The 18582-nt window shown below is 35.9% G+C and carries 23 protein-coding genes; 1 reads left to right on the forward strand and 22 read right to left on the reverse strand.

The window, feature by feature from the left end:
- Nucleotides 1-99: 99 nt before the first annotated feature.
- Nucleotides 100-2958 (reverse strand): aminomethyl-transferring glycine dehydrogenase, encoded by a 2859-nt coding sequence (gene gcvP, locus PGH12_RS05085; RefSeq protein ID WP_267597005.1) that lies wholly within the window; start codon nt 2956-2958, stop codon nt 100-102.
- Nucleotides 2959-3452: 494 nt separating this feature from the next.
- Between gcvP and PGH12_RS05090 the strand changes: the two genes are divergently transcribed.
- Complete coding sequence (locus PGH12_RS05090; protein ID WP_267597006.1) at nt 3453-3608, forward strand: hypothetical protein; 156 nt, start codon at nt 3453-3455, stop codon at nt 3606-3608.
- Nucleotides 3609-3612: 4 nt separating this feature from the next.
- Here PGH12_RS05090 and PGH12_RS05095 read toward each other — a convergent pair whose 3' ends face one another.
- From PGH12_RS05095 to PGH12_RS05195, 21 genes are all read right to left on the reverse strand, one after another.
- Nucleotides 3613-4260: a J domain-containing protein gene (locus PGH12_RS05095; RefSeq protein WP_267597007.1), complete on the reverse strand. Its 648-nt coding sequence runs from the start codon at nt 4258-4260 to the stop codon at nt 3613-3615.
- A 489-nt stretch (nt 4261-4749) separates the two neighbouring features.
- Nucleotides 4750-5019 (reverse strand): hypothetical protein, encoded by a 270-nt coding sequence (locus PGH12_RS05100; RefSeq protein ID WP_267597008.1) that lies wholly within the window; start codon nt 5017-5019, stop codon nt 4750-4752.
- Between the two features lie 88 nt (nt 5020-5107).
- Nucleotides 5108-5446, reverse strand: coding sequence for a hypothetical protein (locus PGH12_RS05105; RefSeq protein WP_267597009.1), 339 nt, complete (start codon nt 5444-5446; stop codon nt 5108-5110).
- 11 nt (nt 5447-5457) lie between these two features.
- Nucleotides 5458-6036: an RNA polymerase sigma factor gene (locus PGH12_RS05110; RefSeq protein WP_047446188.1), complete on the reverse strand. Its 579-nt coding sequence runs from the start codon at nt 6034-6036 to the stop codon at nt 5458-5460.
- Between the two features lie 361 nt (nt 6037-6397).
- Complete coding sequence (locus PGH12_RS05115; protein WP_267597010.1) at nt 6398-8401, reverse strand: S9 family peptidase; 2004 nt, start codon at nt 8399-8401, stop codon at nt 6398-6400.
- 173 nt (nt 8402-8574) lie between these two features.
- Nucleotides 8575-9033: a DoxX family protein gene (locus tag PGH12_RS05120; protein WP_267597011.1), complete on the reverse strand. Its 459-nt coding sequence runs from the start codon at nt 9031-9033 to the stop codon at nt 8575-8577.
- A 67-nt stretch (nt 9034-9100) separates the two neighbouring features.
- Nucleotides 9101-9544, reverse strand: coding sequence for an SRPBCC family protein (locus PGH12_RS05125; protein ID WP_267597012.1), 444 nt, complete (start codon nt 9542-9544; stop codon nt 9101-9103).
- 104 nt (nt 9545-9648) lie between these two features.
- Nucleotides 9649-10077, reverse strand: coding sequence for an SRPBCC domain-containing protein (locus tag PGH12_RS05130; RefSeq protein WP_267597013.1), 429 nt, complete (start codon nt 10075-10077; stop codon nt 9649-9651).
- A 154-nt stretch (nt 10078-10231) separates the two neighbouring features.
- Entirely contained in the window at nt 10232-11065 is an 834-nt protein-coding gene (locus PGH12_RS05135; RefSeq protein ID WP_267597014.1) for an SDR family oxidoreductase, read from the reverse strand.
- 48 nt (nt 11066-11113) lie between these two features.
- Complete coding sequence (locus PGH12_RS05140) at nt 11114-11977, reverse strand: VOC family protein (protein WP_267597015.1); 864 nt, start codon at nt 11975-11977, stop codon at nt 11114-11116.
- Between the two features lie 5 nt (nt 11978-11982).
- Complete coding sequence (locus PGH12_RS05145) at nt 11983-12219, reverse strand: helix-hairpin-helix domain-containing protein (protein ID WP_267597016.1); 237 nt, start codon at nt 12217-12219, stop codon at nt 11983-11985.
- Nucleotides 12220-12251: 32 nt separating this feature from the next.
- Nucleotides 12252-12665 (reverse strand): SRPBCC family protein, encoded by a 414-nt coding sequence (locus PGH12_RS05150; protein WP_267597017.1) that lies wholly within the window; start codon nt 12663-12665, stop codon nt 12252-12254.
- Nucleotides 12666-12751: 86 nt separating this feature from the next.
- Nucleotides 12752-13189, reverse strand: a complete 438-nt coding sequence (locus PGH12_RS05155; RefSeq protein WP_267597018.1) for a VOC family protein — start codon at nt 13187-13189, stop codon at nt 12752-12754.
- A 57-nt stretch (nt 13190-13246) separates the two neighbouring features.
- Nucleotides 13247-13771 carry a DinB family protein gene (locus tag PGH12_RS05160; RefSeq protein WP_267597019.1) on the reverse strand — a complete coding sequence of 175 codons (525 nt, stop codon included), beginning with the start codon at nt 13769-13771 and terminating at the stop codon, nt 13247-13249.
- A gap of 31 nt (nt 13772-13802) precedes the next feature.
- Complete coding sequence (locus PGH12_RS05165) at nt 13803-14213, reverse strand: VOC family protein (RefSeq protein WP_267597020.1); 411 nt, start codon at nt 14211-14213, stop codon at nt 13803-13805.
- 38 nt (nt 14214-14251) lie between these two features.
- The gene (locus PGH12_RS05170) at nt 14252-14398 is read right to left on the reverse strand and encodes a VOC family protein (RefSeq protein WP_271286807.1); all 147 of its coding nucleotides are present in this window, start codon (nt 14396-14398) and stop codon (nt 14252-14254) included.
- A 22-nt stretch (nt 14399-14420) separates the two neighbouring features.
- Nucleotides 14421-14660, reverse strand: coding sequence for a VOC family protein (locus tag PGH12_RS05175; RefSeq protein WP_267597022.1), 240 nt, complete (start codon nt 14658-14660; stop codon nt 14421-14423).
- A gap of 75 nt (nt 14661-14735) precedes the next feature.
- Nucleotides 14736-15326 (reverse strand): Crp/Fnr family transcriptional regulator, encoded by a 591-nt coding sequence (locus PGH12_RS05180; RefSeq protein WP_267597023.1) that lies wholly within the window; start codon nt 15324-15326, stop codon nt 14736-14738.
- A gap of 224 nt (nt 15327-15550) precedes the next feature.
- Entirely contained in the window at nt 15551-16762 is a 1212-nt protein-coding gene (locus PGH12_RS05185; RefSeq protein ID WP_267597024.1) for a DUF763 domain-containing protein, read from the reverse strand.
- Nucleotides 16763-17041: 279 nt separating this feature from the next.
- Nucleotides 17042-17920: a YitT family protein gene (locus PGH12_RS05190; RefSeq protein WP_267597025.1), complete on the reverse strand. Its 879-nt coding sequence runs from the start codon at nt 17918-17920 to the stop codon at nt 17042-17044.
- A gap of 7 nt (nt 17921-17927) precedes the next feature.
- Nucleotides 17928-18512 carry an HD domain-containing protein gene (locus tag PGH12_RS05195; protein ID WP_267597026.1) on the reverse strand — a complete coding sequence of 195 codons (585 nt, stop codon included), beginning with the start codon at nt 18510-18512 and terminating at the stop codon, nt 17928-17930.
- Between the last annotated feature and the right edge of the window lie 70 nt (nt 18513-18582).

An 18582-nucleotide genomic window follows, 5' to 3' on the forward strand; every position in this document is an offset into this window, starting at 1 on the left:
TCAAGGTTCGAAAGAGAATTGATTTTGATAAAATATTTACGAAAACGTAAAAATCCCTTTCATTGCTGAAAGGGATTAATTATATAAAAAACTTTTTATCTACATATAAGCTTCAATCGGCTCGCAAGTACAAACCAAGTTTCTGTCTCCGTAAGCTTCATCAACTCTTGCAACAGTTGCAAAGAACTTATGCTCTCTTACCCAATCCAAAGGATAAGCTGCTTTCTCTCTGCTGTATGGTTTGTCCCAAGAATCAGAAACGACCAATTGCTCGGTGTGAGGAGCATTTTTTAATACGTTGTTTGCCTGATCAGCTTCGCCATTAGCAATCTCATCGATTTCATGTTTGATAGCGATAAGAGCTTCTGCAAAACGGTCGATTTCAGATTTGCTTTCAGATTCTGTGGGTTCAATCATCAATGTTCCAGCAACCGGGAAAGAAACCGTTGGTGCGTGGAAACCGTAATCCATCAGTCTTTTCGCAACATCAGCCACTTCAATTCCTAAAGATTTGAACTGACGGAAATCTACGATACACTCGTGCGCTACTCTACCTTCAGTATTCGAATATAAAATAGGGAAATGCTCAGCTAAGATTTCTTTTAAATAGTTAGCATTTAAAATCGCGTGCTCAGTTGCTTTTTTCAAACCTGAAGTTCCCAACATTTTGATGTAAGCATAAGAAATATTTAAGATCAATCCGGAACCGTAAGGCGCAGCAGAAATTCCTTCAATAGCGCTTGGAGAACCAACTTTAATGTTTGCATTTGTTGGCAGGAAAGGAACCAAATGTTTCGCAACACAGATTGGGCCAACTCCAGGACCTCCACCTCCGTGAGGAATTGCGAAAGTTTTGTGAAGATTTAGGTGACAAACGTCTGCTCCGATGTTTCCAGGACTGGTATATCCTACCTGAGCATTCATGTTGGCACCGTCCATATAAACCTGTCCGCCGTGATCGTGAACCAATTGAGTAATTTCTTTAATGTTGGCATCAAAGAATCCGTAAGTTGAAGGATACGTGATCATTACAGCAGATAAATTCTCAGAATTAGCTTCTGCTTTAGCTTTGAAATCTTCGAAATCAATTTCTCCGCTTTCAAGATTTTTAACGACAACAATTTTCATTCCCGCCATTGCTGCAGAAGCAGGGTTTGTTCCGTGTGCAGACTGAGGAATCAACACCACATTTCTGTGACCTTCGCCTCTTGAGATGTGATACTCTCTGATCACCATCAAACCTGCATATTCTCCCTGAGCTCCAGAGTTTGGCTGAAGTGAAGTTCCTGCAAAACCTGTGATTTCAGAAAGATCTTTTTCTAATTCTTTGATCATTTCCTGATAACCTGCTGCCTGATTTACCGGTACGAATGGATGAACAGCTCCCCAATTATCCCAAGAAAGTGGTAACATTTGAGTCGCAGCATTCAGCTTCATTGTACAAGAACCCAAAGAAATCATCGAATGGGTTAATGACAAATCTTTTCTTTCAAGACGTTTGATGTAACGCATCAATTCTGTCTCTGTATGGTATTTGTTGAATACTTCTTCCGTCAGAATCTCATCTTTTCTAAGATTTTCTTCAGGAATGCTGTATCCTTCTTTTATTTCTAATTTAAAAGTCTGCTTGTCTTTAAACTGAGCGAAAGAAGCCATCAAAACATTCAGTTTTTCCAGCGTTGTACTTTCGTTGATCGCAATGCTGATTACTCCTTCTGTGAAATAGTTTAGATTTAGCTTGTGATCAAGCATCATTCTCATCAATCTCGCTTTCTCATCTTCAGCCATCTCGATTTTTACCGTGTCGAAGATTGGTTCTTCAACAGTTTGGTAACCTAAGGCTTTCAAACCGCCTTTCAAAGCATTTGCTTTAAAGTGAATTTGGTCAGCGATATAGTTTAATCCTTTCGGACCGTGATAAACGGCGTACATTCCTGCCATCACCGCTAAAAGAACCTGAGCAGTACAAATGTTTGAAGTCGCTCTTTCTCTTTTAATGTGTTGCTCTCTCGTTTGCAAAGCCATTCTCAATGCACGTTTTCCGTACATATCCTGAGAAACCCCGATGATTCTTCCAGGAATATCTCTTTTATAATCCTCCTTACAAGAGAAAAATGCTGCGTGAGGACCACCATAACCTAATGGAATACCAAATCTCTGTGAAGTACCAACCGCACAATCAGCGCCCATTGATGCAGGAGATTTCAATTTAACCAAAGCCATAGGATCACAAGCTACAACAACCTGTAAGTCTAATTTCTTATATTCAACGATATCTTCAGTATAGTCTAAAACGATTCCGTTTTTACCTGGATATTGCAATAACACTCCATAGTAAGATTCGTCAAACTGGTGTGTTTTATGATCACCTTCAACGATTTCAATTTCTAAACCTTCAGCTTTTGTTTTTAAAACAGAAACGGTTTGAGGCAAAACTAAATCAGAGATAAAGAACCTGTTTGCTCCCGCTTTTTTCTGATCTTTCGTTCTGTTGTTGAAAAACATGTGCATTGCTTCTGCAGCTGCTGTAGATTCATCCAGCAAAGATGCGTTTGCCAAAGCAAAACCTGTCAAATCGCACACAACAGTTTGATAATTAAGCAACGCTTCTAATCTTCCCTGAGCGATCTCTGCCTGATAAGGCGTGTACGCTGTGTACCAGCTTGGGTTTTCAAAGATATTTCTCTGAATCGCCGATGGCAAAAGGGTGTTGTGATATCCAAAACCGATATAGCTTGTAAAATCAGTGTTCTTCGATGCCAATTCTTTTGAATGATTCAGCATTTCGTATTCTGAAAGAGGTTCTGAAATGTTCAGATCATTTTCTAAACGGATAGATGATGGAATGGTTTGAGAAATCAATTCTTCGATACTTGAAACGCCCATTTTTTCCAACATTGCCTGCTTATCGGCTTCGTTTAAGGAAATGTGACGGCTCACAAACTGCTCTGTATTCATTTTTATATATTAGATTTTGTTTGAAAAAAAAGATTCGTAAAATTACGATTTTTAAAATGATTTCGCAACCTAAGTGGAGACTGGCGATTGGCTTTTTGCAATTGGCTTTAAAATAGAAGTTCTGAATCTTGCGAATGTGTGATTACAGGCGATAAAATGTATTTTATTTAAATCTTCTATCGAAACGATTTTAGTTGATAAGTTCTTATAAAGCTAACAGGAATTGAATATTTTCATTAATTATAATGCTCAATTTGAACACAAAGTGCACTAAGGTTTTTTACTAATAACTGTTTTAAAGTTTCACGAAGCCGTTTGACTTCGTCGAATCTTCGATTTCACTTATAAAAGCTCACGAAGTTTTTTCGTATTGAGATAATAGAAATCCATTCAAAAATCCATTCAGAAATATCCTCAAACTCTTTGCTAATCAACATTTAAAGAAAATTTAAATTTTATTAATTATATTTATTCTAAATTAATATATTTGCATTATGAATAACATCACTCCATTTAAAGTTCCGCCACTGACTCCGGTATTTTCTTTTAAGAATGACGAAATGTTCTGTGGAGACAAGAAATCTTGTTGTAAAAAATTCAAAAAAGGTAAGCGTTGTAAAAAATGCCCAGGAAATAAGAAATTGGCATAGTTAGTTAGTTTAGACTGCTGATTAAAAAATAAATTGCTAAAGCTAAAATCAATAATCCAAAAATTAATCTGAAAATTTTTGGCTTACCTTTAGGATTTATTGCAGTTCTTGGTTGTGATTTAAAGAGTTCTTCAGCCCGATCTCTGAATTTTTCTCCATCGGATTCAAAAACTTCGGTTATCGTAATTCCGTGAACGACGGTTTTGTGCAAAAGTGAATTGGTCGCATGCAGCAATAACTGAAATTTTCCGTTTTTAAATTCTGTTATTTTAAAAGTTCTCTCACCGTAGGCTTTTTCTAATCCAAAAGGTAAAACTTTGACTACATCAGCATTTTGAGTTTGCCAAGTAATGATAATCTCCTCTCCTTTTTTCGCATGAATTTTATTCGCCGAAAAAGTTTTAATCGAAGGTGGAACGGTATATCTAAAACTTTTCTGCAGACTTTCTAAATTCTGATCATAGGTAATTCTTCTTCCTTTATCGCTTAAAGTTTCGTACGCCTCTTGAATTTCTTTGAAACGCTCTGCAAAAAAGTCGTCGTTTTCGTTCTTATCGGGATGGTATTTTAATGAAAGTTTTCTGTAGGATTTTTTGATGTCTTCATCCGAAGCATCACGAGAAATCCCGAGAAAATAGTAGTAGTCTTTCATTTAGGCTAACAAAAATAAGGATTTTGTTGTTGCAACCCAAACGTAGCAATCTATTTTTAACACAAAGTTCGCTAAGATTTCTTTTAATTCTTTGCACATATTTTTCGTTCGCAAAGGCGTTTCACTAAGCAAAGACTTTAAATTAAATAGCCACGAATGCACAAATTTATTGTTGCCTTTTTAAATTACAGTGAGGCTCCTAAATTTTTTTTGATTGCAATAGATTCATAAGGAATTAATTACGAAAATATTAAAAAACATATTATTAGCGCTTCGACAGGCTCAGCGTGACAACGTTTATAATTTACAAATAGTATTAGATATGTCAGGCTGAGCTTGTCGAAGCCTTGTTGGCAAAAAAATTCAGCAGTAAAGCAATAAAAAATTCGTGCATTCGTGGCAAAAAATCATTCACAACAAAAAAATTCCGGCGCGGGAAGCAAAGCTTCCCGCGCCGGAATAAGACAATTTCAATTTAGTTACTTTTTGTTATGCTTCAGAAAAATTTTCTTTTTTAGCATCTTTTCTGCAACATCTTGAAGCAAATTCTTTTTTGAACTTTCCTTTCAGTTCCTGATACTGCTCCTCATCCATTTCTCTAATTTTATCGGCCAATCCGAAAGGTGATTTTTCTTTGATTCCGTATTCATTGAAAATACCTCTTACAAATCTTTTTCTTTCAATTACTTTTTTGGCAACCATTGCAACTCCGGCAACGGCAAGTGCTCCAAGAACACCTTTTAATACTGAATTTTTCATTTTCTTAAATTTTAAATTTTACTACTTCTTGTTTTTTATAGAGACGAATTCGTTTTAGTTTTTACTTTACTACTTCAAAAATTTTAAACTATTCGTTATTTCTGTTGAAGAATCCGGTTGAACATTTCTGTCTCCAGACTTCTTTGAATTTTTCTTTTTCTTCCTCAGACATTCCTTCCATTTTATGTCTCAGATGTTTCTCTTTCATATCTTGCATTCCCCTTCCGAATTTCCCGTGAAAACCTCCGAAAAGAATTTTACTCAACACCAAAATCCCCATCGCCTGCCAGTAATTGATACTTTTAACGCCTATAACTTCGGGCAAAATACAGTTCCAAAGCCACATTACAATCAGCGCAACGGCAAGGAAAATCAAGAGCGGACATAAAATTAAAAGTGCCCAGCTTTTTTTATATTTATTGTTCATTTTATTTATTTCTAATTATTTAAATCTTCGTACAATTGTCTTAGTCTGTTCCTCAAATGCTTCACTGCATAATTTTTTCTACTGATAATGGTTTTGATATTTTCTCCCTGTTCATCAGCGATCTCCTGCAGAGTTTTATCATTGAGTTCATTTTCCATGTACACCAGTTTCTGTTTTTCCGGAAGTTCTTCTAAGGCTTCAAACAGTTTTTTCCAAATCTCATCCTGAAACATTTTCACATCTGGTCCGGCGCTGTCGTCCAGCAACAGAATATCTTTTATCGAAAACGATCCGTCTTCATCTTCGTAGACAAAATCTTCAAGGTTTTCAGTTTTCTTTTTTCGGTATTTATCGATGATTTTGTTTGAGGTAACGCGGTACAACCATCCACCGACATTTACAATTTCCGAAAGATTGGTCAAACTGCTAAACTGATACCAGACTTCCTGCAGAATATCTTCCGCATCTTCGGTATTTTTCACTTTCGGGCGAATAAAAGACATCAGTTTTCCACCGTAATTTGATACGGTTTGCGAAATAATGTTTTCTTTTTCCTTCTGTGGCATTGTTATTTTCTCGGCAATCTCCATATTGCTATGACGATTGTCCTTTTTGTTTTACTTTAATGAATGTAAAGATTTTTTTTGACATTTCAGTTTTTCGTTTGTTAATCATGTTTTTGTTGCAAGATTTTTTCAGGAGCTTATCCGGCTATCCACTATTACTCCTCGCTCCTTCGCTTTTTCCATCGCCTGCTGTGGGGTAGCCGTTTCTATCCGGGCTATAGAACCACCCCGTCAAAAATTCTTCCAGAATTTTCGCCACCCCTCCAGAAGAGGGGAATTCTGTGCGCTGAAATAATGTGTGAAAACTACGATTTTGTTTCACTCTTTAAAACAAAAAACGGAAAGCAAAATACTTTCCGTTCTTTTATATACTTTTTGTTAAAGCTTATTTATTAAAATTTTCTGCGAAGAAACCTAGCATATATTTATACAACTCAAGTCTGTTAGGTTCTTTTCCGAATCCGTGTCCTTCATCGTATTTTACCATGTAAGGAACTTCAAAGCCTTTACTTCTCAATGCTTTTACAATTTGATCAGATTCATTAATATTCACTCTCGGATCGTTTGCTCCCTGAACCACGAACAATGGCTTTTTAATTTTATCAATCTGAAAAACGGGTGAAACTTCTTTCGCAATTTTCGCTTCCTCAGGATTGTCTAAATCATACCAAATTTGCTTTACCATTTCTTTGTACGGTTTCCAGTATTCAGGAAAGGAATCGAAGAATGTGAAGATATTAGAAACGCCAACGTAATCAACACCACAAGAATACAAATCCGGAGTTTTGATCAATCCCATCAAAGTAGCGTATCCACCGTGACTTCCGCCATAAATGGCAATTTTATCCTTATCGACCCAACCTTGTGAGATGGCATATTTAACTCCGTCTTCCACATCATCCATTGCTTTTCTTCCGATCTGTTTGTAGCCAGAATTTTGAAATTCTTTTCCATAACCACCAGAAATCCTGAAGTTGACCTGCAATGTTGCATATCCACGACTTGCAAACAATTGGGTCTCAGGATTAAATCCCCAATCATCTCTGATTCCTTGCGGACCACCGTGAGGATTTACTATCAAAGGAACTTTTTGACCATCAACAGCTGCCTTTGGCAATGTAATATATCCATGAATTGTAAGGCCATCTCTGCTTTTGAATTCGATAGGTCTCATTTCTGCCATATCCTCTTCTTTCAACTGAGGCATAAGATCGACAAGAAGTTTTAATTTTTTAGATTTTACATCATACTCGTAATATTTCCCGTATAATTTATCACTGTCTACAACCACGAGAAGCTTAGAATCGCGATCATCAGAAGAAACCACATAAAACTGTTTGTCACCAAATTCAGATTTTAACTGACTATCAACTTCTTTATAAAATTCACTTACAGGAATATCTTCATTCTTAATACCGTTATAGCTGATATAATCCAGTTCATAATTTCTGTTTTTACCAGCCACGCTTACAGAGTTCACATCAAAGGTTGGATTTGAATAAACCTCTTTAATGACAGCATTTTTCTTTAAATCATACAAAACAATTCTCGATTTGTCACTATCCAGATTCGTAACAACATACGCCTCATCTTTATTTTTTGAATTATCATTAAACCTCATGATGCTGAATGTATCTTTCCAGTCTGTCGATTTTATCAGATCAAAATTTCCTGATTGCAGATTCTTATAATACGTTTTAGTTGTTAAACCGTTTTCTAAAATCGTATAGCCTCTCAAATTTCCTTCTTTATCGAAAAGATAACCGTCAATAGGATTTTTAGGATCTTTATTTTCAAAAAGCTGAGTCATTTCACCCGTAACAAAATTTATTTTGAAAGGCTCAAAAATCTGTTTGTTATTTTTATTCATGGTGACAACCACATAGTCAGTGTCTTTTATGATCTGAACTAAACCAATCGTTACACCATCGAAAGGGGTAAGATCTTTAAGATTTTTACCATCAATATCTGCTGCGTATAAGTGAAGATTTTCATTTCCACTCTTATCCTGAGTATAAAAAAGACGTTTTTTATTTAACCAGCCGTAGCTTCTGATCAGATCTTCTTTTTCAACAAGTGCTTTGGTGGCTTTTCCCGTCGCAAGATCTTTTACATAGACATGATTTTTACTGTCCTTATCCTTTTCTTTATAAGACAAATATTTCCCGTCTGGCGAGATTTTAAACTGAGAAGCCTTTGGTCTTGCAAAATAATCCTCAACCTTATATTTAAAGTTCCCTTTATCATAGGTGATTAATTTTTCCAAAGTAGCTTTTGAGGAAACCAAAGTTGGGTCGCCGGGTAATTTTGTTGTGGAAGTCTGTGCATTCATCATTATGGCTGAAATGACAACCTGAGCGGTCGCAAAAATTTTAGTGTTAATAGTCATAGTAGTTATGGATTTAGTTTTAAAATGAATAATTATTTAAATAAAAATCATCTACTAATTAGACAACTGAAACTCAAAAATGTTACATCCTTTTCCCGGTAAAGAGAAGGCGCATAAAATAAAAAACGGAAAGCAAACTTACTTTCCGGTTTCATTTTGAAAACTTGTGTTATTTAATTTAAGTAAATTCCAAAATACCAAGTCCATGCAATTAATATAACCTGCATCGGGATTCTCTGTTGATATAAATAAGACATTCCGGGACCAGTATAGTCTCCTTTAAAAATATTGACATTCTTTTGCGATGAATTGATATTTGCGAAAAATACCAAAACAAAAAAAACAATGAGTGAAATTGCGGTAATCTCACGAATTGCAGAAATCATTAATCCAATTCCTGCCACAATTTCTAAAATCCCGGTGAAATAAACCCAGAATAATTTAGCAGGAATAAAATCAGGAATCATTAAAGCCATTCCTTTTTGAAATTTAAAATGAGCGAGACCTGTGAAAATGATGAACACGGTCATTCCTAAATTGCCGGCAAACAAAAGATCCCAACTTCCTTCAACGATTTTAGTTCCAAGCAAAGCCAAAATAAATGTGGCAAAAAGGATGATTAACAGTTTCATTTTTTATTCAGAATTATGTACTGATCATTTTAAAGCTAGTAAAATCCTTAGAAGAATTTGACATAAATTAAATAGCCTCGGCAAGATTTTTCACAACTTCAAGACCTTTTGTAAAACCTGTATTCATATGCTCTTCCCAGTCTTTTTCGGTTTGCACTTCTGCATGCAGTTTTGTTTGGCCATCATAATCGATAAGAATATATTTTTCAAAACAGCCGCTCCACTGTTTTACTTCCATGCTTTCCGTATCTTCTATGCCGTCTTTATCTATCATACCAAGATGTTTAAAAATAATCTGATCAGGTTCTTCAATATTGTCGATGGTAGAGACCATTCCTGCACCCTCATGATTTACAAAATAGGTTTTGCCACCTACTTTCCAGTCGGTTTTCATCTGCGAACCAGATCCGAAAAATTGCGTCCATTCGCTGTAAGTATTTTCTCCCCAAAGTACATCCCACACTCTCTGTTTTGGGGCGTTTATGATAATTTCGTAAGATAAAGTTTCCATATTTTTATTTTTTTAAATATAAATTAATCACGATTGATGGTAATTTTACGATCAAAATGCGCTAATCCGATTATTAGAGATATTTGTGTTATTCGTTTTTATTTTTACAATTGATTTTGCGATAAATTTTTAACATTCTGAAGAGCTGCAGGAAATTTATCTTCGAAAAATCCTTTAAACTCTTCGGAAGCATTAATTCTGGCAGTCAGCTTGGTTCCTGTTTCAGTTTCTTGCAAAATGTAAGATTCTGTGGCATCGCCCCAATCTTGCGGCACCTCTACTCCATCAAAAATTTCACCCAAATGAATAAATGTCATTTCTTTGTTGGGTTCATTTTTTAAAACTTTGCTGTACATCCCGTGGTTATTGGGATCAAAAAATTTCATGATACTTCCTTCATCCCAGGTTCCCATATAAAACGATCCTTCGGTGAATGCGGAAGTCCACTGTCTGTAGCTTAAATCGTCCCAGAGTACACTCCAGACTTTTTCGGGAGTTGCATCAATTTCGATATTGTATTCTAAAGTTTCCATAAAATTAGTTTAAGAGAAAAATTTATTTATAATGTTAAATTTTAATACTAAGTCCGCCAAAACTTTTTAACTATGACCATTTTGTCGCAAAAGTCCCATGTGGCAAAAATCAAAGTTTTTTTAATTATCACAAACTAAGAATTATCAGAACATATTAACCTCCAACAAAATCTCCTCCGTTGATATGAATAATTTCGCCGGTAATAAAACTTGAATCTTCCGAAGCAAGAAAAACATAAGCGGGAGCAACTTCCGAAGGCTGACCAGCTCTTTTAAGAGGAGTATCTTTTCCGAAAGAAGCGATGTCTTCAAAGGTTTCTTTCACAAGCGGAGTCCAGATCGGTCCCGGTGCAATACCGTTAACCAGTATCTTTTTCTCTGCAAGATTGACGGCCAAAGATCTGATAAATGTAGCAATTGCGCCTTTCGTAGATGAATAATCTATCAAATGGTTGCTGCCACGATATGCTGTAACCGAAGTTGTACATAATATCCTTCCGTTTTTGTTCATTACCTTTATAATATCTCTGGTAAATGAAATCATTGAAATAATGTTCACATCGAAAGTTTCTGCTATTTGCTCATCAGAAATTTTTTCGAAATCACTTTTAGGAAACTGAATTCCGGCATTATTGACCAAAATATCTACGCCCTTCCACTCTTTCTTAATTTTCTCAAGACATTTGTTTCTGAAAGTCTTCTTTGAAATATCTCCCTTCATCAAGATACATTTCTGACCTTCTTTTTCAACAAGTTTCAACGTTTCTTTTGCATCGTTATCACTTTCTTTATAGATAATGATGACATCTGCTCCTTCGCGAGCAAAATGAACAGCTACTGCCTGACCGATTCCGCTGTCGCCTCCGGAAATAATTGCTTTTTTTCCAAAAAGTTTTTTGCTGCCGATGTAATTTTTTCTGATAATTTCAGGATAAAGTCCGTCCTGAGGTACTTTTGAGATCGACTTTGACTTGTTCTGTGTTTTCATATGCAAATCTTTTTAGGCAAATCACATCAAACAGCAAGCCGAAAAGATTTAAGAATGATAAGCTTCTTCCAAATCTTTAATAACAATTTTCTGCATTTTCATCATCGATTGTGCAACCTTTTGTCCTTTTTCCTGATCAGAATCACTCATCAGTTGAATCAGTTTTTTAGGAATAATCTGCCAGCTGAGTCCGAAGTTATCTTTCAGCCAACCGCACATACTTTCTGTTCCGCCATCGGTCGTCAAAGCATCCCAAAGATGGTCAGTCTGCTGCTGATTATCGGTCATAACGACCGTAGAAATTCCCTCATTAAAATCAAATTTATGATCATAAGAATTATCCATACAGAAAAACGAAAAACCGTCAATTTCAAAATGAGCGTGCTGTACATTTTCCGGAACTTCATGGGTTTCGTTTCCTACACCTTCTCCATATTTAAGGACATTTCCGATTTTAGAATTTGGAAAAATATCAGTGTACAGCTTCATTGCTTCCATTGCTTTTCCGTTGTTTTGATGAATAAACATCAAAGTGGGAATGATTTTCTGTTCACTCTGTTTTTCGCCCAGATACAATTGCCAGGTCACCCCAAACCGATCACGAACCCAACCATATTTTTTACTCCACGGATATTCTCCAAGTTCCATCAGGACAATTCCGCCATCAGATAACTGACCCCAGTAATTCTCAACCTCAGCATCAGTTTCGCACAAGACCATAAATGAAACTGAAGCATTTTTTTCAAATTGAGGACCGCCGTTCAGCAGCATTAATTTCTGACCGAAAAGTTCAATATTTAAAACCATCGGCGTATCTGAAGTGATGGTTCCGCTAAATATTTTGCAATAAAATTCTGCAGATTCTTTGCCATCGCCATTGTACCAAAGACAAGGAAAAATATTGTTGTTCATGCTTTTTATTTTTTAAATGAAATCTGATTTTCGCTCATATGATTTTTCAGTTTTTTGAGTGTGTTTTCACCAAAACCGTGTCGCTGCAAGATTTCATCTTCACAACAGGCTGAAAGTTTTTTCAAAGAATCTATTTTTTCTCTTTCCAAAGCTCTTCTTGCGGGCATTGCGATGATACCTTTCAAAAAATCAGTTGAACCTGCATGATGATCATTACCAGTATGCTTTATAGATTTTGCCATTATGATCAGATTAATCATGACTGAATAATCACTTAATGATTTTCCACATGCTTGTGAAAGTTATTGAGAATCGCATACCAACCGTCACGCTGCATTTCTACAGAATTTTGTTTTTCAGGATCGAAGCTGATCTCAACTTTCGTAGTGTTTTCATCTAATTTTTTAAAAACAATTTCTACATTTCGACCGTCTTCTAAGTGATATTTTATAAGTTGATTTTGTACCAACTCATCATAAATTCCAACAAAATCAAATCCGAAACTGCCGTCTTTGGCTTCCATTCTGTTATTGAATTTTCCGCCAACTCTCAAATCGTTTTCACAACTAGGGCATTCCCAACTTTCATGAGCGAAATTCCACTGAACAATATGCTCAGGATCGTTGTAATACTCCCAAACTTTTTCTACGGGAGCAAGAATTGTAATGTCAATTTTGATCTGATTCATTTATTTTATTTATATATTTTATTTGAAAAAATCCCTTCTGATATTTTACTTTATAAAGATAATTATTTTGAATTTTATGATCATCTTTATCCTTCGTAACCTTCGTCAGTTGAAAAGTTAATCATCCAGTAGACTCCGAATTTATCCTGAAAACTACCGAAATAATCGCCCCAAAACTGATCTTCAAGAGGCATTTCCACGTTTCCACCTTCAGAGAGTGCTTTAAAAATTCTTTCTGCATCTTCTCTGGAATCCGGGAAAATAGAAACATAATTATTGTTTCCTACGGTAAGACTCTGCCCGAATGAAGGAACGATGTCTGATGCCATCAGCAGGTCGCCACCCACAGGAAGCGCGATATGCATTACTCTATTTTTTTCATCATCCGATAGGTTTTCGGTTCCGGGAGCGTTTCCCATTTTTCGAACTTCGCCAACGAATTCGCCGCCGAAAACAGTTCTGTAAAAATTGAACGCTTCTTCTGCTTTACCATCAAAATTGAGGTATGGATTTAATTTAGCCATGACTTTATGGGATTAGTTAGTTAGTTAGTTAGTTGAACTTAATTTCAGGTATCTTAATTAATACTTTATATTTTCATCGAATTCGTATTTCATTCCTTCATAACCAAGAATTCTGCGCATCAATCCGATTTGTCCGCAGAGGTAATCTTCACGGCCGATGCACATTCCGACAAAATTCAGAACGGTTTCAGTAAAGAATTCGATATTCATTCCCATCGGAAAATCTTGATCTAAATCTGCATCAGTTACTTCTAATAATTTGTTATAAACCAAAGGAGAAATCTGGTGAAAACTTTTTTTGAGCTGATCGAGTGTGGGATAATTGAAACCCTCATCAAGTGCTTTACCTTGAGAAAAATATTCTTTGAATTCAAATTCTTCTTCAACTCCTAAAACTTTTCCCATAGCGAATCGCATATCAAGAAAATTCCCAATCATCCAGATAATATGGTTGGTTCTTCCTTCGATCCTTTTTAAAGCATCTTCTTCAGAAATACCGTCAAGAACCATCAGAAAATTCTGGCTGTGACCGCGAAACGCGGGAACGATAATGTCTAGCTTGTTTGATTTTGGTGTATCCATTACTTTTTGTTAAGATTTAAATATAAAATTGCTACAGAGTTGGCATTTGTGAAATGTCGGTAAACATCACATTCCAACCATGCCCGTTGATGTCCCAAAAAGAATTTTGATACATCCACCCATGATCCTGCGCTTCCTCATGTTGAGTGGCTCCATTTGCCACTGCTGCATTCACAACGTTATCGACTTCCTCGCGGCTGCTCATACCGATTGCAACCAAAACCTGAGTAGTGTCGCCGTTCGGAACGGGTCTTTCAGAAAAAGTCTGGAAGAATTCTTCCGTTAAAAACATAACAAACATATTTTCATTTAAATTAACACAAACAGCATTCTCGTTCGATATTTCTTCATTGATTCCAAATCCGAGATTCGTCCAGAATTCTTTTGTTTTCGAAATATCCTTTACAGGAAGATTTACATAAATATATTGTACATTCATCATATTGATTTTATTTGAGTTAGATTTTAATTGAATAGATATTATTGTGAAGGAATTTGAGAAACATCTCCGTACATCACTTCCCACTGATGACCGTCGGGATCTGCGAATGCACTTTGATACATCCAGCCGTGATCTCTTGGCTCGCTGTATTTTGAGCCTCCATTTTCGGTCGCTGTTTGCATCATTTCATCGACTTCATCTCTACAGTTAACGCCGATTGCTAAAAGAGTTTGTGGTTTTTCCGTTTGCAATCGGTCGGTCGGTGAATGTTTTGAAAAATTCTTCCTGAAGGAACATGGTGTATATATGATTTTCTTTCATAACCACACAAATTGCTTTTTCATCAGAAAACTGTTCGTTGATAGAAAAGCCTAATTTCGTCCAGAATTCTCTTGTTTTCCGGACATCTTTTACGGGAAGATTGACATAAATATCTGTGATTTCCATTTTGGAATTTTAAAGATTAGCTTATAACCAAAATTACCAAGTCAAAATGAAAATCTACTTGCCATAAGACAAGATTTATACTTTTCTGGAATGAGAAACCAGTTCTTTGCGGATTCTGCTCAGTGAAGTATCTGTAATACCCAGATAAGAAGCGATTTGCTTTAAAGGGGCAAATTGTATAACATGCGGTTTATGTTGTAAAAGATTGAGGTATCTTTTGGTAGCCGAGAGTGTAAACATCTCCACAGACCTCTGTTTATAGGTGAAAAGTTCGTTTGACATCCAGGCTCTTCCCCATTCGCTGAGATTTTGTATTTTGTGATATAAATTCTGGAAAGTATCAAAATCAATTTTTTGACAAACGCAATCGGTGATGCAGACGATATTTTCCTGTGTTGGAATTCTCTGAAAAAGTGACGACACCTCGATAATAATTTCATTTTCAACAAAAAAATGTGTGGTTACATCATTACCATTAAAATCATTAACAAACGACCTTGCCAGACCTTTTTCTAAAATAAAATATTCGTTCGCCGTTTTACCTTCTTCGAGAATAAAATCTCCTTTCCTGAAAACCACTTTTTCGTGAGCCAGAAAGATTTCGGCAAGCTCTTCTTCAAAGAAAAAGGGAAAATCTGAGTATACTTCAAAGACTTTATTGCTCATGGACAGGATTTTTGCGTTAATGTTTTAAAATTAAAGCTTTTATTGGAATTTTAAACAGAAATTTTTCACATTGATTAGGATTTTCTAATCTTAAATTTTTAAATCATTTTTGTTATCCGATGATAGTTAAGAAGAATTTTTAAATCATTTAAATTTTACAGGAATGGAAAACTTTATTTGATTTAAATTCTAAACCTCCAATTATTTTAAATTCAATTTAAAAATTAAAACAAAGAAAGCTGAATTGGTTTTGGTTTAGAAGGTTTTTCCGCGTCTCCGGATACAGTTTTTCCACCAAACCTCCACGAGTTCTGACGTTCTTCTTCAATGACATCATTGATATCGAAATTAGGTTTAAAATTTTTCTCGGCCTCCGCAATAATGGTATGAAGCTTATTGACTGACTGTAATTTATCTGAATTTCCCAGCTTAGATTTTTCAATTCCTTTCTGTAAAATAGAAATCGTGTCATCATAAACGTTGATCGGAACCGGAAAAGGATGGCCGTCTTTTCCGCCATGTGCAAAGGAAAATCTCGCTGGATCTCTAAATCTGGACGGCGCACCATGAATGACCTCGCTCACCAAAGCCAGACTTTGCAACGTTCGCGGACCAACACCTTTTAACAAAAGCAATTCCTCAAAATTTTCGGGTTGATTTTCTCTGGTCATGTACAAAAGTGTACCCAGTTTTTTCAGATCAACATCAGAAGCGCGCACGTCGTGATGAGCCGGCAAAATAAGATTCGCAAAATCCTGCATGATTTTCTCTGAGTTGGTATGAGAAATTTCCAGAATCCCTTTTCGGCTGTCCTTGGCTTCGTGGGCTGTTAAATTTAAAATATTTCCGCGATTGATCCCCTGAATACCTTTGTGCGGTTCGTCGACAAATGATTCCATATTTTCTGAATGCCAATGGTAACGTCTTGCCGTTCCGTCAGCATCATTCATTCCTTGTTGCACGACAGCCCAATTGCCTTCATCGGAAACTATAAAATTGTGCAGATACAACTGATAACCATCCTGAATCGCCGTATTGTCAACCTTTGCAGAAAGTTTACTTGCCCGAACCAATTCAGTTCCATTTAAACCCGTTTTGTCGGCGATAAGGAGAAGTTCATTCGGGGTTTCTTTGGAAAACCTACCTTTTCCGCCACAGATATAAATTCCGAGTTCTTTAGAATTGGGATTGATGCTGCGTTTCAAAGAGCCCATTACTGAGGTAGTTATTCCTGAAGAATGCCAATCCATCCCCATCACTGCACCGAAACTCTGAAACCAAAACGGATCTGCCAATCTTCTTAGAACTTCATTTTTTCCGTAATCAGCCAACATCACTTCTACAATTGAAAGCCCAAGCGTGGCCATTCTTTCGTAGAGCCAAGGCGGTACTTTGCCGTAATGTAGAGGTAATGTTGCGGTTCCGGAGCGTTTCATAATGTAAAGATAGCTTTAATTCTAAGTAATTTTGATGACTTGACGCAGTTTTTAAGAACACGAAATTCCGCAAATTATTTTCACAATTCCATTAAAATAATAATATATCTTTCGGCTAAAGCCATTAGATTTCTTCTTTAAAAAAACGGGCTAAAGTCCGTTCCTATTGATAAAAAATATGCATATTTGTTTAAGACATTTCTACTGTTTTATGATTATAATTAACAAAAAACCCTGCAAAAAAATTCACAAGGTAATATTTCAATATTTATTTAAACTTTAATGTTTAATAATTTCTTTCACAATTCCGCCTTGCGGTTCTCTTACGGTTTGGGTAAAAATAAATGCTTTCGGATCGATTGCCCGAACGATATTCTGCAACTTTCTCACCTCCAATCGAGTTACAATGGTAAAAATAATATCGGCATCGGAGCTTTGTTCAAAAGATTCTTTCATAAATCCTCGCTCGCCTTTATACACTGTAATTCCTCTGTTCATCGTTAAAACTAAAGCTTTTTTAATTTCTTCACTGTTTCCTGAAACGATGGTTACGCCAGTGTAAGCTTCAATTCCTTCGATCACGTATTTTGTGATCTGACTTGCAACCAGATACGTCACAATCGCATATAAAGCCGTGTCCACTTTCAAGAATTTTGCAGCAATAATGAAGATAATGACATTCATTCCTAAAATGATTTCGGTTATACTGAAACTGCATTTCTTGAAAGTTAATAATGCTAAAACTTCCATTCCATCAAAAGTTCCGCCACCACGCATGGAAAGTCCTATTCCGATTCCCAAAAAGAAACCGCCGAACATCGCAACCAAAAGTTTGTCATGCGTGAGTTCAGGAAAAGGCACAAAATACATTGTCAGCGCAATTAAAAGAATCGTAAGACTGCTTCTGATCGCAAAATGTTTTCCGATCTGAAAATAAGCAAGAACGATAAAAGGAATATTTAAAATAAACAACGTTATGCCTAAATTCCAATGATAGACTTCGTATAATAAAAGTGAAATTCCGGTAACGCCGCCGTCTAAAAAGTGATTGGGAACGAGAAAAGATTTTAACGCAAAACTTGCAGAAATTACTCCTAATACCAAATAAATAATATCTGAAATAGTAAATAAGGGGCCATGTTTGGTTGCTGAGCTCATAAAATGATCAGTAGTTTTTTAGTTTTGTTTTAATAATGTTCAGATTTTCCTGTTTTTTCTGATCGCGGCTTTTGATGGCCGTTTCTGTAAAATAATGATGACTTTCCAGGAATTTTTCCTGCAGCAAATTCCAGTCACGCTCAGAATTAACGATTCCGAACATAGATAGTTCTTCGAATAATTTATCTCCGATCACAAAAAAATCATCTCTGCCGAGATAATCCAGATCTGCATCAGCCAATATCTGTTCTAAATGATTATACGGCGTCTGCGGAATTTTTGTCGCCATGATCATTCCTTTTATTTTCTCAGTCTGTTCCTGAGAATATCCGTACTCGGAAAGATATTCTTCAGCGATTTCGCATGATTTTGCCTCATGCTCTTTTGAACCATACAAAAATCCGGTATCATGAAATAATGCCGCCGTTTTTAGCAAAACTAAATCTTCATCATTAACTTTTTCTGATTTTGCAATTTTTTCGACAGAATCGATCACGTCTTTCACATGCATTACGCTGTGATATGACAAATGCTCCGGAAGGTGTTCCTTCAGCCGTTTTAATATTATGGTATTTAATTTTTCGTATTCCATATTTAAAATAGAAAATGTTTTTTTTGTTTATTTAAACGCAAAGTTCGCAAAGATTTTTTTTAAAATTCTT

The sequence above is a fragment of the Chryseobacterium sp. CY350 genome (assembly GCF_027945075.1).
In the GTDB taxonomy this organism is placed as follows: domain Bacteria; phylum Bacteroidota; class Bacteroidia; order Flavobacteriales; family Weeksellaceae; genus Chryseobacterium.

What these genes read in the sequence shown, in the direction of transcription:
- PGH12_RS05135 (WP_267597014.1), bottom strand. Translation starts at nt 11,065, where the DNA reads ATGAAAACACAGAACAAGTCAAAGTCGATCTCAAAAGTACCTCAGGAC.
- PGH12_RS05130 (WP_267597013.1), bottom strand. Translation starts at nt 10,077, where the DNA reads ATGGAAACTTTAGAATACAATATCGAAATTGATGCAACTCCCGAAAAA.
- PGH12_RS05095 (WP_267597007.1), bottom strand. Translation starts at nt 4,260, where the DNA reads ATGAAAGACTACTACTATTTTCTCGGGATTTCTCGTGATGCTTCGGAT.
- gcvP (WP_267597005.1), bottom strand. Translation starts at nt 2,958, where the DNA reads ATGAATACAGAGCAGTTTGTGAGCCGTCACATTTCCTTAAACGAAGCC.
- PGH12_RS05195 (WP_267597026.1), bottom strand. Translation starts at nt 18,512, where the DNA reads ATGGAATACGAAAAATTAAATACCATAATATTAAAACGGCTGAAGGAA.
- PGH12_RS05180 (WP_267597023.1), bottom strand. Translation starts at nt 15,326, where the DNA reads ATGAGCAATAAAGTCTTTGAAGTATACTCAGATTTTCCCTTTTTCTTT.
- PGH12_RS05185 (WP_267597024.1), bottom strand. Translation starts at nt 16,762, where the DNA reads ATGAAACGCTCCGGAACCGCAACATTACCTCTACATTACGGCAAAGTA.
- PGH12_RS05170 (WP_271286807.1), bottom strand. Translation starts at nt 14,398, where the DNA reads ATGATGCAAACAGCGACCGAAAATGGAGGCTCAAAATACAGCGAGCCA.
- PGH12_RS05115 (WP_267597010.1), bottom strand. Translation starts at nt 8,401, where the DNA reads ATGACTATTAACACTAAAATTTTTGCGACCGCTCAGGTTGTCATTTCA.
- PGH12_RS05175 (WP_267597022.1), bottom strand. Translation starts at nt 14,660, where the DNA reads ATGGAAATCACAGATATTTATGTCAATCTTCCCGTAAAAGATGTCCGG.
- PGH12_RS05190 (WP_267597025.1), bottom strand. Translation starts at nt 17,920, where the DNA reads ATGAGCTCAGCAACCAAACATGGCCCCTTATTTACTATTTCAGATATT.
- PGH12_RS05105 (WP_267597009.1), bottom strand. Translation starts at nt 5,446, where the DNA reads ATGAACAATAAATATAAAAAAAGCTGGGCACTTTTAATTTTATGTCCG.
- PGH12_RS05160 (WP_267597019.1), bottom strand. Translation starts at nt 13,771, where the DNA reads ATGGATACACCAAAATCAAACAAGCTAGACATTATCGTTCCCGCGTTT.
- PGH12_RS05140 (WP_267597015.1), bottom strand. Translation starts at nt 11,977, where the DNA reads ATGAACAACAATATTTTTCCTTGTCTTTGGTACAATGGCGATGGCAAA.
- PGH12_RS05145 (WP_267597016.1), bottom strand. Translation starts at nt 12,219, where the DNA reads ATGGCAAAATCTATAAAGCATACTGGTAATGATCATCATGCAGGTTCA.
- PGH12_RS05165 (WP_267597020.1), bottom strand. Translation starts at nt 14,213, where the DNA reads ATGATGAATGTACAATATATTTATGTAAATCTTCCTGTAAAGGATATT.
- PGH12_RS05125 (WP_267597012.1), bottom strand. Translation starts at nt 9,544, where the DNA reads ATGGAAACTTTATCTTACGAAATTATCATAAACGCCCCAAAACAGAGA.
- PGH12_RS05090 (WP_267597006.1), top strand. Translation starts at nt 3,453, where the DNA reads ATGAATAACATCACTCCATTTAAAGTTCCGCCACTGACTCCGGTATTT.
- PGH12_RS05110 (WP_047446188.1), bottom strand. Translation starts at nt 6,036, where the DNA reads ATGGAGATTGCCGAGAAAATAACAATGCCACAGAAGGAAAAAGAAAAC.
- PGH12_RS05120 (WP_267597011.1), bottom strand. Translation starts at nt 9,033, where the DNA reads ATGAAACTGTTAATCATCCTTTTTGCCACATTTATTTTGGCTTTGCTT.
- PGH12_RS05155 (WP_267597018.1), bottom strand. Translation starts at nt 13,189, where the DNA reads ATGGCTAAATTAAATCCATACCTCAATTTTGATGGTAAAGCAGAAGAA.
- PGH12_RS05100 (WP_267597008.1), bottom strand. Translation starts at nt 5,019, where the DNA reads ATGAAAAATTCAGTATTAAAAGGTGTTCTTGGAGCACTTGCCGTTGCC.
- PGH12_RS05150 (WP_267597017.1), bottom strand. Translation starts at nt 12,665, where the DNA reads ATGAATCAGATCAAAATTGACATTACAATTCTTGCTCCCGTAGAAAAA.